Raw genomic sequence first — 14,768 nt, forward strand, 5'->3', positions numbered from 1 at the left:
GCAGTTATGCAAGAGCAAGATAAAGTATGGATTTTTGATACCACCTTACGTGATGGCGAACAGGCGCTTAAAGCAAGCCTTACTGAAGATGATAAAATTCAATTAGCACATACAATTAGCCGCTTGAATGTGGATGTGATGGAAGTGGGTTTTCCGGTTTCGAGCCCTGCTGATTTTCGCTCGGTGCAACGTATTGCAACCGAAGTAAAAGGCCCGATTATTTGTGGTTTAGCGCGCTCAGTTGCTAAAGACATTGAAGCCTGTGGCGAAGCACTTCGCACAGCTCAGCAAAGCCGTATTCATACTTTTATTGCTACAAGCCCTTTGCACCTTGAACATAAATTACGTATGAGCCTAGACGATGCAACAGCAATGGCCGTTAAATCAATTAAATTGGCACGTAACTATACTGATGATGTTGAGTTTTCGTGTGAAGATGCTGGTCGTACGCCGCATTGGGATTTATGTAAAATTGTTGAGCAGGCAATTAATGCTGGAGCTTCAACTATTAACTTGCCAGATACCGTTGGTTTTGTAACGCCAGACGAATACGCCGCTATGATCCGCCATTTAATGAATAACGTGCCAAATATTGATAAAGCGCGCTTAAGTGTGCATTGCCACAACGATTTAGGTTTAGCAGTAGCAAACTCGGTGGCAGCAGTGCAAGCCGGCGCACGCCAAATTGAGTGTACTATTAATGGCATTGGTGAACGTGCTGGTAACTGCTCACTTGAAGAAGTGGCGATGATCATGAAAATGCGCCACGACCACTTAAAAGTATACACAGATATTAAAAGTGAAGAAATTTACCGCGCATCTCGTCAAGTGGCTAAAATTTGTAATATGCCAGTACAACCAAATAAAGCAATTGTTGGCGAAAACGCCTTTGCACATAGTTCTGGCATTCACCAAGATGGTGTATTAAAAGCGCAAAATACTTATGAGATTATGTCGCCAGAAAGCGTTGGTGTGCCAAGCAACCAATTAAATATGACTTCGCGTTCGGGTCGTCATGTTATTGAGCATCGTTTAGAAGAGTTAGGCTATCAAAAATCTGATTACGATATGGATGGCTTATATAAAAGCTTTATTGAGTTGGCTGACCAAAAAGGCACCGTATACGATTACGACCTTGAGGCAATGATTTACTTTAATCAAATTAACGACAAAGACGAAAAATACCAATTAGAATTTGTTAACTCAGCCTCTAACTCACAATCGGTAGCAAGCTCTACCATTGGCATGCGTATTGATGGCGAAGCTAAACAAGAAGCCGCGACGGGCAATGGCCCAGTAGAAGCCTCGTTTGCAGCTATTGAGCGCTTAACCGGTATGAGCGTTGAAATGATTGAATATAACTTAGAAGCGACAGGCCAAGGTGCAAGCTCATTAGGGCAAGTAAATATAATAGCTAAATATAATGGCCGACCTTATCACGGTGCGGGCATTGCAGCGGATGTGGTTGAAGCGTCGGTACGCGCCATGATCCGTGTTTATAACTTAATTTATCGTGCACAAAAGGTGTCTGATTTAAAACAACAAAGGAAAGCAGGATGAGTAAAACAAACTACAGCGTTGCGGTATTAGCTGGCGACGGTATTGGCCCAGAAGTAATGGCAGCAGCAGAGCAAGTACTTGATGCTGTAAGCAATAAGTTTGGTTTTACCCTAAACCGCGAGCATTATGCAATTGGCGGTGCAGCCATTGACGAATTTGGTAAAGCATTACCAGAGAGCACGCTTACTGCGTGTGAAAACTCAGACGCTATTTTATTTGGTTCGGTAGGCGGTCCTAAATGGGAAAACTTACCACCAAATGAGCAACCGGAGCGCGCATCGTTATTGCCGCTTCGTAAGCACTTTGGTTTGTTTTGTAATTTACGCCCTGCACAATTATTACCTGCATTAAGTGCAGCGTCGCCACTTCGCGCAGATATTAGCGAAAAAGGCTTTGATATTTTATGTGTGCGCGAACTAACTGGCGGCATTTACTTTGGCGAAAAAGGCCGCAGTGGTGAAGGCGCAGAAGAGTTTGCATTTGATACGCAAACATACTCACGAAAAGAAATTGAACGTATTGCCCGCTTTGCTTTTGAAGCTGCAAAGCTACGTAGTAACCACGTAACATCTGTTGATAAAGCCAATGTATTAGCATCAAGCGTATTATGGCGCGAAGTAGTAACCGAAGTAAGCAAAGACTACCCAGAAGTAAGCTTAGACTACATATACGTAGATAACGCGGCTATGCAGTTAGTTAAGCAGCCTAGCCAGTTTGATGTACTACTTTGCGATAACTTATTTGGCGATATTTTGTCAGATGAGTGCGCCATGATCACAGGTTCAATGGGCTTATTACCATCGGCAAGCTTGAACCAATCGGGCTTTGGCTTATACGAGCCAGCGGGTGGCTCAGCGCCAGATATTGCAGGTAAAGGCGTTGCAAACCCAATAGCACAAATTTTAAGTGCCGCATTAATGCTACGTTACTCGCTAGGACAAGACGAAGCTGCACGCACCATTGAAAAAGCAGTAGCAGAAGCCGTAGAAGCAGGCGTTGGTACACCAGATATATATCCAAATGCAGGTTACAGCACAAGCGATGTGGCAGCAGCCATCGTTTCACGCATTTAATAACATATTAAAGTTGCAGCACCGTTATGCTGCAACTCAAACAGATTAGGGAATTAGCAAGTGGCCCAAACGTTATACGACAAAATTTGGCAAGCACATACCGTTGCCAGCATAAACGAGCAAACCGACTTACTTTATATTGACCGCCATTTAGTGCATGAAGTTACTTCTCCGCAGGCTTTTGCAGGCTTGCGTGAAAAAAACCGTACTGTACGTTGCCCAGAAAAAACCTTTGCAACTATGGATCATAACGTATCGACTAAAAGCCGCTCGCTCGATGCAGCAAGTGAAGTATCTAAAAACCAATTAATGGCGCTTGATAAAAACTGTAAAGAGTTTGGTATTGTGCTTTACGATTTAAACTCAATTAATCAAGGTATTGTGCACGTAATGGGCCCAGAGCAAGGTATTACTTTGCCTGGCACAACCATTGTATGTGGCGATAGCCATACCTCTACGCATGGTGCGTTTGGCGCATTAGCGCATGGTATTGGTACATCGGAAGTTGAGCACGTATTAGCAACGCAAACGCTACAGCAAAAAAAGGCGAAATCATTAAAAATTCAAATTAATGGTGTATTGCGTCCAACGGTTACGGCTAAAGATTTAATTATGGCGGTAATTGGTAAGTTAGGTACTGCTGGTGGCACGGGTTATGTCGCTGAATTTTGTGGTGCAGGCATTGAAGCGCTTTCGATGGAAGCGCGTATGACGCTATGTAATATGAGTATAGAAATGGGTGCAAAGGCCGGTTTGATTGCATCTGACCAAATTACTTATGATTACTTAAAAGGTCGCCCGTTTGCACCTAAAGGCGCTGATTTTGATGCAGCCGTTGAATATTGGGAAACATTAAAAACGGATGAAGGCGCACACTTTGATTTAGTTGTTGAGCTAAATGCCGACGACATTCAGCCACAAATTACCTGGGGCACAAGCCCAGAGCAAGTAATTGGTGTTGATGAGTGCATACCAGATCCAGACCAAGAACCAGATTTAATTAAAGCCGATGCTATTCGCAGCGCGCTTAAATACATGGATTTAAAAGCGGGCGATAAATTATCAAGCGCGAAAGTAGACACGGTATTTATTGGCTCATGTACAAATAGCCGCATTGAAGATTTACGCGCAGCTGCAAAAATTGTTGAAGGCAAACATGTGGTAGCCGGCATTGAAGCGTTAATAGTACCGGGTTCTGGTTTAGTTAAAAAACAAGCTGAAGACGAAGGCTTAGCCGATATTTTTAAAGCCGCTGGCTTTGAATGGCGCGAACCAGGTTGTTCTATGTGTTTAGCGATGAACGATGACCGCCTAGGAGCAGGCAAGCGTTGTGCATCTACTTCTAACCGTAACTTTGAAGGTCGCCAAGGTCGTGGCGGGCGTACCCATTTAGTTAGCCCTGCAATGGCCGCAGCTGCTGCAATACATGGTCACTTTGTTGATATTAGAGGAGAAGCCTAATGAGCGTATTTTTTAGTGGCTTAATGGCCCCACTTGATAAAAACAATGTAGATACTGACCAAATTATTCCTAAGCAGTTTTTAACATCAACTAGCCGCGAAGGCTTTGATGCGGCATTGTTTTATGATTGGCGTTACCTAGATAACGACGAGCCAAACCCTGACTTTATTTTAAATCGCCCGTGTTACCAAGGCGCGCAAATATTATTAACGCGCGATAACTTTGGCTGTGGCTCATCTCGTGAGCATGCACCATGGGCACTTAAGCAATACGGTTTTGAAGTGATTTTAGCTGAAAGCTTTGCAGATATTTTCTTTAATAACTGTGGTAACAACCAAATGTTAGCCATAGCGTTACCTGCCGATACGCTTGAGCAGTTGTTTGTACTTAGCGAACAGCATGACGATATAAACATTGAAATCGATCTTGAAAATCAAACACTAACAAGCAGTAAATTTGCGCCAATTAACTTTGATATTAGTAAAGAAGTAAAAGAGCGCTTATTAAGTGGCTTAGATTTTATCGGTGTAACCGAAACGCTAAATCCACAAATTGATGCGTTTGAAAAGCAACTTGCTGCTGAGCGCCCTTGGCAGTAATTGCTTAAAAGTAATTAAATAATAAAACGCGGCTAAGTTCGCGTTTTTTTATGAGGGAGTTTCATAGCAGATATCACTGGTTGTATGTACTCATGGCCGTCATCACACCTAAAAATTTCAATTGTTCTACCATTTATATCTAAAGCTTCATTACGAAAATAAAGGGGCTTACCACAAATTTTTTTATATAGAGGCTTTTTAAAATTGCATATTTTACTTGTTCCTCTAGACGCCTGAGCTCCTTTTTTTGTGAAATAGTTAGTTGTGATTGTTCCAATAATATAGCCACCAACAACGGTGCCAACTTGATAAAGGGTTGTTATTTCTTCTGGACTTAATGATAAGGAAGCTCCTTTATAGGGACCCCGCTTAAAGCGTCCTATACCATTTTTTATAATTATATTATTTCTACTAACACTAATTGTAACTAGGCGTTTATTACCTTCAACTTCTGTATTTTTAAAATAATTATTTTGATTGTTTAATTTATTCACCCGACCTACTTTCATCCTTAAAAATTTTAGATATACATTACACGATTAATAATGGCGAGTAATCTAGTAGCCAAAGTAATGATCAGTAAAAAGGAGTTTGATCAAAGCTCCTTTAGAACACTTATTACACGTAAAAAAGCACGGCAATTGCCGTGCTTTTTTGTGGGTAAATATTAGATGTGGTAGCTAAAGGTTAATGCCTAAAGTCAGCCATTAACGCCGGTATACCAGGTAACATACCTACAATTGCCATTACAGTGGTAAGTAACACAAACATAATAAGTGGAATCACCCAGCGGCTCATTTTAGTTAGCTCAGCGCTGCGCTCTTTACAGCCAATCAGTCCTAAGTTATCAAGTAACATAGTAAGCGACCAACCAAAAGCCGGATTAACTAAGGTCGAAGCAAATACCACAATAGCGGCTGATTGCGTTGTTTTACCTTCGCGCGTCATTTCCATGCCAGCTTCAAGTAGTGGGATAAACACGCCCACAATAAGTGCTACACAGAGCACAGGCTGCCAAATTGCTAAATCCATAGGGTAGCCCCATAAACCAGCAATAATACAAAATAATGCAGTTAAAATAGCGCCAGCAGGAATAGGGCGCTTAGCAATAGCGGCAGGCACAATATAAGTACCCCAAGACGAGGCAAAGTTAGCACCACCGGCAAGTGAGCCAAATGTTTGTCTAACTGATGCACTTAGCATGGTGTCGTCGATATTCATTTGTACTTTTTCGGTGCGTTGCGGATAGCTTATTTTTTGAAATACTTGATGACCTAAAAAATCAGGTGACCACATAGCGACAGCAAGTACAGCGAAAGGTAGTACAACAACAAAGCTTTCAAGTGTTGGTAGGCCAAGCATCCAACCTGTGTTTTCGCCCCACCAGTATGCTGGGTTCATATTTGGTAAACCCGGTGCAGTATGAAACTCAAACGGTGCACCTAAAGCAAAGGCAACCACGCCACCAATAAGGCAACTCAATGGCACCGCTAACCAGCGCTTTTTAAAGTGCTCTAAAAGTGCATACAATAAAATGGTGGCTAAAATAACAATAAATGCAATGTGTGCCATATCAATGGCTTCAGCCCAAGCAAACAGCTTTTTAACTTGCGAAATAGTGCCAATAAAGCCCAAATAAATAAGTAGTCCGCCACACACACCTTTACTGGTTAGGCGCGCGAGCATACTTCCTCCCTTGGTTATGGCTAAAATAAAACCAAAGGCACCAATGAGTAAGCCAAACGCCATAGGATGGCCGCCAGCTGCAACTACAATAGGAATTAACGGAATAAGCGGGCCGTGAGTGCCAGCCAAGTTGGCTGTTGGTAAAATAAAGCCTGAAAACAAAATGATAAAAATAGAAACAATGAGTAATTCGTAACGCACATTTTCTAAAACAAACGCATCGCCTAAACCAAGAGGTGCCGCAAATGTTGCTGCAATAGCGCCCACCATAACCACTTTACCAATAGTACCGGCCATTGCTGGAATGGTGTCTTCAAATTCAAATCGGTAATCTCTAAACGGTAAATTAGGACGCCAACGTTTAGGCTGCATAATTTGTAATTCATGTTCGAGATACTCGTCGCGAGTATTAAACTCTGAACTCGGCTTGTGAAGTTGCTCGTAGCTTTGAGCATCCTTGTGCGTGTTTGATGGTGCATCACCGGGCGGTGTAGTTTGCATGCGTTCTCCTGCAACATTGTTGCTTAGTCAAATAAATACGGCTTTTGTTAAAGCAAATGAATATTGAACATGCAGGGTAAATCAGCTTTTAGGCTGGGATGTATAGGCAAAAGGTCGTGCATGGTTGTTTTTAATACAGTTAATCTGAAAAACAGCTTTACGTTAAAAATTATAAAATTACAGATATAGATTAAAAATATTATAAATCAAATGTTTGCGTTTTATTTTAAAGGGGTGAAGGACTGTTTGCAGAATAGTATCGTGTTAATGGCAGGTTATTATCCTTTAGTCTTAGTGGTTGTTAAAGCCGCTATATTTCAAGCTATTTGTTTACAGCAGCCGTTAATTTCGTTTTATTTGTGGTGAAATAATACTTCTGTTACTTTCGGGTTGTTAATAACAACAATAAAGAATAGAGATGCAACTCAACTCCCCTAAATCAATTGGTATTTTACTTGGTACGCTTTACGGCATATTTATGCGGCTGTTTGTAGAGCTAGTCAATGCTTACAATTTAGGTAGCTTAGTCTCTATATCATTTATGTTTTTAGTGCCTGTTGCTATTGGCTATATTCGTATTCACTTTGAGTACAACGAATCAAAGGCATTAACTAAAAGGCAAATGATCACGATTGCTTGGCAGCCTATTTTTGTTTTTTTATTTGTAAGTGTAATTACTTTGCTTGAAGGGAGCATTTGTGTGGCAATGGCTTTGCCTGCTTTTATGTTTTTTGCCAGCATTGGTGGATTACTTGCGGGCTTTGTTAGAAAGCGCAAAATGAAAAAAGCGAATAGCTCGTTATTATCAATCGCGTTGTTGCCTATATTGCTCTCACCTATTGAAGTTAATTTTTTACATTTATCAAAAACATACGAAGTAACAAATTCAATAGCTATTAACGCGCCCATCAATGTTGTGTGGCAGCAGTTAGCTAATGTGAGTGACATAAAACCACAGGAAGTGCCTTTTTCACTCACTCAATTAATTGGTGTACCAAAGCCATTAAAGGCAAGTATGAATGCTAGCGGTATAGGCGCTGTTCGCACAAGTACTTGGCAAAAAGGCGTTGTGTTTAAAGAAGTAATAACCGACTGGCAACCAAATAAACTGATGCATTATAGATTTGATATAGACCCTGATGCTATCCCCGATGACGCACTCGATAAACACGTAAAACTAGGCGGTGAATACTTTTCACCTCTTTACGGTGGATATGAGTTAAGTGAAGATAAAAGCGGCAATACGATTTTAACGTTAAAAACGACCGTGCAAGATAATACAAATTTTGGTGTTTATTCGCGAATATGGGGGGAGGTGATATTTCAAGATTTTCATCATTCACTTTTAACGTTGATGAAAAACAGAGCTGAAAAATCACTTATCGCAGCTGTTTCTTATAATTAGCTTAAACCATCATATTTCTAAAAAATATTACACACTAAAAGGTAAAGCCTTTGCATTTGCAAAGGCTTTTGTTTTAACTGCTAACTTTTACCAAATCATTTCTACAAATTCAGGGTGGTCGATATACGGGTTACGATTGCCTTGAAATTCAAACGCTGCTTGGTTACGGTCAAGTTCCATTTGGCTTACAGGATCGCTGTTATGCCAGTTAAGCAGCATGGCTACAACCCAGTTCTCGAATACTTGGTTTCTTGAACCATTAAGCACTGCATTACTTGAGGTCGTTTTGGTTTGCCAAGTGCCTATTACATTTTCGTAGCGCGTTGCCATGTAAAAATAAGCGCGAGCAAAGTCACCTTTAAATTCGTCAATTGGCTCAAATACAGTACCTGAGTAATTTAATGAACTTGCGGCAGAACCTAATTTACTTCCGTTAGTTGATGTAAATGAAGCGCTTGCTACTTCACCAAATGGGAAGTTACTACGTTTTGAGTTTACATAACCGTCGGTTGCGTAAATATGATGCACATCTGAGTTCATTGGCTCAATAGTGCCGCCAAACCAGCTTTTAGGAAATGAATGTTCACGGTTGTAACAGCCGCCTTCTCCACTATAGTTACCACATTGATCGCTCACCGCAGCATAATTGTAGCTATCTGAGCCGTTTGGTTTTTCGCTATACATATCTAAAATGCTGTTATCGTTTTCAAAGTATGTATCACGTGCTGATGAGTCGTAAAAATTCCAAATAGCCGAGTAACCCTGTGCATTATGATCTTTAATAATATTATAAAGCTCAGTTTTTAGTGCATAACCCGATAACCCTTGAGCAGTAACATAGTAGCCAGTGGGTGTTGGGTTGGTCCCGCCGCCATCACCAGAGCCACTACCTAAAGTAAATGCTGTGCTGTCTGTATTATTAAAACTTGCACCGCTAGCAAATGTGGTAGAGCCTTGCTTAAGTGCATAACTGCCATTACCTGTTGAACAACACATGCCATCGCCGTAGCTGTCGTTAATAACAAGTGTGTAAGTTCCATCAGTTAGGCATATTTGCTCATCATACTGAGTGTTTGATGCGTAACCACTGCCGTTAGCAACAGCACTACCTTGATTGTTATTAACGGCCCAGCTAGTTTCGCTACCGTAATTATCGGTACTAAGCGTTAAGATGAGGCTATTGTCAGTACAGCTTGTTGATGCGCTGCCATCAGCGTTTGGTAAAAAGTTATCTACGTATACGGTTTCGCTGCCATCAAATCCACTTACATCGTAAAACCTAAGGCCAACACTAATTGTTTTATTACTGCTTGCTGTATAGCTATGGCTAACTGTTTGCCATTGGTTAGTTTGTGCTTGATTTGAATAGCCTTGATAACCATCTACATACAAGCGAGCTTTAATTTTACCTTCGGTGTGGTAAACATCAGCCGAAAAGTTATAGGTTTTACCTGCTTTTACAGCAACTTGTTGTAGTAAATCAGTGTTACTTTGCGATCCTGTTGTTACATTGACAGCAGCAGAGCTACTACCACTTTTAACTGTACTGGTTGAGCGAGATAAAGCAATTCCGCTATCAATAGTGCTCCAAGAACTAGGTGTATTGCCAGTCCATTGTTCAAAGCCGCCATTAGCTACATTGGCCATTACAGGTAATGAGCCAAGTAACAATGCGGTACTAAGTAGTTTATTTTTATATTTCCCGTGTAACATAGTTGTTCCTATTTTTATTTTGAATGAGGAATATACCCTACATTAGTTAGGTTACAAAATTGTTAATTTAAAGTGCTGTAAAAGGCAATAATCGCCCTTTAATCTGTTTTTGAAGGTGTTTTTATAAATTAATAACTAAATGGAATATCAAAGCAGATTCTATTCTTTTTTTATCTATGCAGAGCCCGTTATCCTAGATACTTAGAAAACCTCAACAGATACGCTCTGGATGAGGTAAAACTCATTTTTAACAATACACAAAGTGTGTTGTGTTTAATTTTCAGGGTTATGGGGAATCGATTCATGTTGTTAGGTCAACTAAATGCTGCGGCAAGCCCGCTATCGCAAGATCAAGTACAAAAGCTGCAAGGTTTAGTGGCTGAGCTTAATCCAATTCAACAAGCATGGGTAAGCGGTTATTTAGCTGCTAATGCTAACTCAGCTGCATTAGGTGCTCCTACTGCTAGCGTACCGGCTGCGGGTGATGCAGCAGCGCTAACTATTTTATATGGTTCGCAAACGGGTAACGCAAAAGGCGTAGCAAGCAAAATGAAAGAGCAGGCTGAGTCGCGCGGCTTAGCAGTTAAGCTTGTTAGCATGTCAGATTACAAACCAACAGCCCTGAAAAAAGAAAAGTTTTTAACTATCGTTGTATCTACTTACGGCGAAGGTGAGCCACCTGAGGACGCAGAAACACTTCACGAATTTTTAGCCACTAAAAAAGCACCAAAACTAGATGATGTAAAAATAGCTGTTATTGGTTTAGGTGATTCTAGCTATGAGTTTTTCTGCCAAACAGCAAAAGACTTTGAAGAGCGTTTAAATAAACTCGGCGCGCAAACTATATATCAACGTGCTGATTTAGACGTAGATTATGAAGAAGAAGCTGCAACATGGATTGCGGGCGCAATTGATGCATTTGAACCTGATTTAAAAGCGCAACAAGATGCAGCTGGTGGCCAAGTAGTATCAATGCCATTTGGTGCACCAACAACCGCTTCAAGCCAATATACAAAACAAAATCCATTTGAAGCAGAGCTATTAACCGTTCAAAAAATTACCGGTCGCGACTCAACTAAAGATGTACGCCACGTTGAAATTTCACTTGAAGGGTCAGACATTACTTACACACCAGGTGATTCATTAGGTGTGTACTTTTTAAATGATGATGTATTAGTTGATGAAGTACTTACACTTACTCAAATAGATGCGGCTAGCATTGTAAAAGTAGGTGATGAAGAGCTAAGCGTACGTGATGCACTTATTGAAAAACTAGAGCTGACTCAGTCATACCCTGGTTTTGTAGAAAAATACGCAACAGCAACAGGTACGCCTGAATTATTAAAGCTTGTAGAAGATAAAGCCGCAATGCGTGCGTATATTGAACCTCGCCAAATATTTGATGTAATTCGCCAAAACCCTGCAAAAATTGATGCGCAAACATTAGTAGATTGCCTACGTAAACTACAAGCTCGCTTGTACTCAATTGCATCTAGCCAAGCTGAGGTTGAAGACGAAGTACATTTAACACTAGGTCTAGTGCAGTTTGATGCATTTGATAGCGAACATTTAGGTGGCTGTACAGGTTACTTAACTCGTCGTGCTGAAGAAGGTTGTAAAGTTAAAGTATTTAGTGAACATAACGACAATTTCCGCCTACCAACTAACGATGATACGCCCATGATCATGGTTGGCCCTGGTACGGGTATTGCGCCGTTCCGTGCATTTTTACAAGAGCGTGACTCGCGTGAAGCACAAGGCAAAAATTGGTTGTTTTTTGGTAACCCACATTTCACGCAAGACTTTTTATACCAAGTAGAAATACAGGGTTATTTAAAATCGGGTTTACTTAACAAAGTAGATGTTGCATTTAGCCGCGACCAAGCCGAAAAAGTATACGTACAAGACAAGTTACGCAGTAATAGTAAAGAGGTATTTGAATGGCTAGAGGCTGGCGCCCACTTTTATATTTGTGGCGATGCAAATCGTATGGCAAAAGATGTACACAATACTTTGCTTGATATAGTTAAAGAAAACACGGGCAAGAGTAACGAAGACGCAGAGCAGTACTTAAAAGATTTACGTAGCGCAAACCGCTATCAGAAAGACGTGTACTAACCGCGCCTCCTATTTTATTTAGTATCTAATTATCGTAATTGTAACAAATTTAGGATTTAAAATGAGCGAACAAGATAAAAATGTAAAACTTTCTGATAACGAGCGCTTAAAAGGTGAAAGTAACTTTTTGCGCGGCACTATAGCTCAAGGGTTAAAAGATGACATCACAGGTGGTTTTACCGCAGATAACTTTCAGCTAATTCGTTTTCATGGCATGTACCAGCAAGATGATCGTGATATAAGATCTGAACGTGTAAAACAGAAATTAGAACCTTTACATAATGTTATGCTGCGCGCGCGTATGCCTGGCGGTATCATTAAACCCGCACAGTGGTTAGCCGTTGATGATTTTGCTGGTGATAAAACATCGTATGGCAGCATTCGTTTAACTACCCGACAAACATTTCAATTTCATGGCGTATTAAAGCCAAACATTAAAGGCATGCACCAATTACTCGATAGTGTTGGTATTGATTCTATAGCGACGGCAGGTGATGTTAATCGTAATGTACTTTGTACAACCAACCCAGTTGAATCTGAACTGCATTTAGAGGCTTATCAATGGGCTGTGAAAATTTCTGAACATTTATTACCAAAAACCAAAGCATACGCTGAAATTTGGTTAGATGGTGAAAAGACAGAAACCACAGAAGAACCTATTTTAGGGGCGACCTATTTACCACGTAAATTTAAAACTACGGTAACGATCCCACCTAATAACGAAGTAGACGTGCACGCTAATGATTTAAACTTTGTGGCGATTGCTGATAACGGCAAGCTAATTGGTTTTAATGTATTAGTGGGGGGCGGTCTTGCTATGACGCACGGCGATACAGCAACTTACCCGCGTAAAGCTGACGAATTTGGTTTTATACCTCTTGAGCATACATTGAGTGTTGCTGAACATGTTTTATCAGTTCAACGTGATTGGGGTAATCGCGAAAATCGTAAAAATGCGAAAACAAAGTACACACTAGACCGTGTTGGTACAGATACATTTAAAGCTGAAGTTGAAAAACGTATTGGTGTTAAGTTTGAACCGATTAGACCTTATAAGTTCACCCACCGAGGTGATCGCATAGGTTGGGTTGATGGTATTGATGGAAAGAGTCATTTAACACTCTTCATCCAAAATGGCCGTATTTTGGATTACCCAGACAAGCCACTAAAAACAGGTTGTCGTAAAATTGCAGAAATTCACCAAGGTGATATGCGCATGACAGCCAATCAAAACTTAATTATTGCCGGTGTACCCGCTGATCAAAAAGCAGTGATTGAAGAAATTGCCCGTAGTCATGGCTTAATTGATGACAAAGATTCGCAGCAGCGTAAAAACTCAATGGCGTGTGTTTCACTGCCAACATGTCCGCTTGCAATGGCCGAGGCAGAGCGCTACTTACCAAGCCTAATAGAAAAAACTGAAGCACTGCTTGCTAAGCACGGTATACCCGATGACAGCATTATTATGCGCGTTGTAGGTTGCCCGAACGGTTGTGGCCGCGCAATGCTTGCAGAAGCTGGTTTAGTAGGTAAAGGCCCAGGTAAGTACAACGTTTACTTAGGTGGTAATGTAGAAGGCACACGTATTCCTAAATTGTACCTTGAGAACGTAGGCGAAGATGTTTACCTAGAAGCATTCGATAAGCTAATTGGCCAATGGGCTAAAGAGCGTAACGACGGTGAGTGTTTTGGTGACTTTGTTATACGCAAAGGCATTGTTGCTGAAGTAAAAGTATCAGTAACCGACTTTTACGCATAATTTAATACCAGCGCTAAGCGCTGGTGAGGTTTGGAATTTACCATGAGTGAATTTAAAAACATTTTACAGCTAGATAAACAAAGCCAAACGGCTATGTTAGCTGATGCTAATGGTTTACTAGCGAGTATGAGCGCAGAACAGCGCGTTGCATGGGCGCTTGATAACTTGCCTAATACGGCATTTTTATCATCTAGCTTTGGTATTCAAGCAGCAGTGATGCTGCATTTAATGATCTCACAACGCCCAGATATTCCTGTTGTATTAACCGATACAGGTTATTTATTTCCTGAAACGTATCAGTTTATTGAGCAAATGAGTGAGCGTTTATCGCTTAACTTAAAGGTGTATAGAGCGCCGCTTAGCCCTGCATGGCAAGAAGCCAAATTTGGTAAGCTATGGGAGCAAGGCGAAGACGGCATTAAGCAATATAATCAGCTTAATAAAGTAGAGCCGATGACCCGCGCGCTAAAAGAGATTGAAGCCGGTACGTGGTTTAGTGGCCTGCGCCGCGATCAATCATCATCGCGTGCTGATAAACAGTTTGTAGAAATTAGCCGTGGCACGGTTAAAGTGTACCCGATTATTGAATGGTCTAACCGCGACGTGTATCAGTACCTAACTAAGCACGATTTACCTTATCACCCATTATGGGAGCAAGGTTATGTGTCGATGGGTGACGTGCATACAACACGTAAGTTAGAACCAGGAATGACTGAGGAAGAAACTCGCTTTTTTGGTTTAAACCGAGAATGCGGACTACACATGGATGGTGACGGTATTTAACGTTACTACGGTGTAGTTTAATCAATAATAACAACGCAGCTTAGGCTGCGTTTTTATTTTCTTTTATTAGGGTACAAAAATTGCCTAATTAAGTATTTTTTATTAAACTT

Annotated in this window: 11 protein-coding genes; 8 read left to right on the top strand and 3 right to left on the bottom strand. The window is 40.9% G+C overall.

Annotated features, from left to right (window positions below; translation table 11 throughout):
- The first annotated feature begins 6 nt into the window (after positions 1-6).
- The 4 genes from leuA to leuD are packed head-to-tail and all read left to right on the top strand — an operon-like array spanning position 7 to position 4,693.
- Entirely contained in the window at positions 7-1,560 is a 1,554-nt protein-coding gene (leuA, locus tag I6F53_RS03955) for a 2-isopropylmalate synthase (RefSeq protein ID WP_033040549.1), read from the top strand.
- Positions 1,557-2,633, top strand: a complete 1,077-nt coding sequence (gene leuB, locus I6F53_RS03960; protein ID WP_007582207.1) for a 3-isopropylmalate dehydrogenase — start codon at positions 1,557-1,559, stop codon at positions 2,631-2,633. Before leuA ends, leuB begins: the two co-directional genes overlap by 4 nt.
- A 60-nt stretch (positions 2,634-2,693) precedes the next feature.
- Entirely contained in the window at positions 2,694-4,094 is a 1,401-nt protein-coding gene (gene leuC / locus I6F53_RS03965; RefSeq protein WP_154903733.1) for a 3-isopropylmalate dehydratase large subunit, read from the top strand.
- Positions 4,094-4,693 (top strand): 3-isopropylmalate dehydratase small subunit, encoded by a 600-nt coding sequence (gene leuD, locus I6F53_RS03970; RefSeq protein WP_166421501.1) that lies wholly within the window; start codon positions 4,094-4,096, stop codon positions 4,691-4,693. Before leuC ends, leuD begins: the two co-directional genes overlap by 1 nt.
- 32 nt (positions 4,694-4,725) lie before the next feature.
- Here the strand turns inward: leuD and I6F53_RS03975 are convergent, their stop codons facing one another.
- Both I6F53_RS03975 and I6F53_RS03980 read right to left on the bottom strand, forming a co-directional pair.
- Positions 4,726-5,187, bottom strand: a complete 462-nt coding sequence (locus tag I6F53_RS03975; RefSeq protein ID WP_197238564.1) for a hypothetical protein — start codon at positions 5,185-5,187, stop codon at positions 4,726-4,728.
- Positions 5,188-5,380: 193 nt separating this feature from the next.
- On the bottom strand, positions 5,381-6,880 hold the full coding sequence (locus I6F53_RS03980; RefSeq protein WP_165728343.1) for a DUF3360 family protein: 1,500 nt from the start codon (positions 6,878-6,880) through the stop codon (positions 5,381-5,383).
- A 418-nt stretch (positions 6,881-7,298) separates the two neighbouring features.
- Between I6F53_RS03980 and I6F53_RS03985 the strand changes: the two genes are divergently transcribed.
- Positions 7,299-8,285 (top strand): hypothetical protein, encoded by a 987-nt coding sequence (locus tag I6F53_RS03985; protein ID WP_197209110.1) that lies wholly within the window; start codon positions 7,299-7,301, stop codon positions 8,283-8,285.
- An 87-nt stretch (positions 8,286-8,372) separates the two neighbouring features.
- On the opposite strand, the gene I6F53_RS03990 is transcribed toward I6F53_RS03985, so the two are convergent.
- Complete coding sequence (locus I6F53_RS03990; protein WP_197238565.1) at positions 8,373-9,998, bottom strand: endonuclease; 1,626 nt, start codon at positions 9,996-9,998, stop codon at positions 8,373-8,375.
- A gap of 303 nt (positions 9,999-10,301) precedes the next feature.
- Here I6F53_RS03990 and I6F53_RS03995 point away from each other — a divergent pair, with 303 nt between their 5' ends.
- The 3 genes from I6F53_RS03995 to I6F53_RS04005 all read left to right on the top strand — a co-directional run bounded on the left by I6F53_RS03995 (position 10,302) and on the right by I6F53_RS04005 (position 14,658).
- Complete coding sequence (locus I6F53_RS03995) at positions 10,302-12,116, top strand: assimilatory sulfite reductase (NADPH) flavoprotein subunit (RefSeq protein WP_197238566.1); 1,815 nt, start codon at positions 10,302-10,304, stop codon at positions 12,114-12,116.
- Between the two features lie 61 nt (positions 12,117-12,177).
- Positions 12,178-13,875 (top strand): assimilatory sulfite reductase (NADPH) hemoprotein subunit, encoded by a 1,698-nt coding sequence (gene cysI / locus I6F53_RS04000; protein ID WP_166421505.1) that lies wholly within the window; start codon positions 12,178-12,180, stop codon positions 13,873-13,875.
- A 42-nt stretch (positions 13,876-13,917) separates the two neighbouring features.
- Complete coding sequence (locus I6F53_RS04005; RefSeq protein WP_197238567.1) at positions 13,918-14,658, top strand: phosphoadenylyl-sulfate reductase; 741 nt, start codon at positions 13,918-13,920, stop codon at positions 14,656-14,658.
- The last annotated feature ends 110 nt before the right edge of the window (positions 14,659-14,768 follow it).

It is taken from the genome of Pseudoalteromonas sp. SWN29, from assembly GCF_015864465.1.
Lineage (GTDB): Bacteria > Pseudomonadota > Gammaproteobacteria > Enterobacterales > Alteromonadaceae > Pseudoalteromonas.

Excerpts from the sequence above, each read along its gene's own strand:
- leuA (WP_033040549.1), top strand. The coding sequence starts at position 7 with ATGCAAGAGCAAGATAAAGTATGGATTTTTGATACCACCTTACGTGAT.
- leuB (WP_007582207.1), top strand. The coding sequence starts at position 1,557 with ATGAGTAAAACAAACTACAGCGTTGCGGTATTAGCTGGCGACGGTATT.
- leuD (WP_166421501.1), top strand. The coding sequence starts at position 4,094 with ATGAGCGTATTTTTTAGTGGCTTAATGGCCCCACTTGATAAAAACAAT.
- I6F53_RS03980 (WP_165728343.1), bottom strand. The coding sequence starts at position 6,880 with ATGCAAACTACACCGCCCGGTGATGCACCATCAAACACGCACAAGGAT.
- I6F53_RS03985 (WP_197209110.1), top strand. The coding sequence starts at position 7,299 with ATGCAACTCAACTCCCCTAAATCAATTGGTATTTTACTTGGTACGCTT.
- I6F53_RS03990 (WP_197238565.1), bottom strand. The coding sequence starts at position 9,998 with ATGTTACACGGGAAATATAAAAATAAACTACTTAGTACCGCATTGTTA.
- I6F53_RS03995 (WP_197238566.1), top strand. The coding sequence starts at position 10,302 with ATGTTGTTAGGTCAACTAAATGCTGCGGCAAGCCCGCTATCGCAAGAT.
- cysI (WP_166421505.1), top strand. The coding sequence starts at position 12,178 with ATGAGCGAACAAGATAAAAATGTAAAACTTTCTGATAACGAGCGCTTA.
- I6F53_RS04005 (WP_197238567.1), top strand. The coding sequence starts at position 13,918 with ATGAGTGAATTTAAAAACATTTTACAGCTAGATAAACAAAGCCAAACG.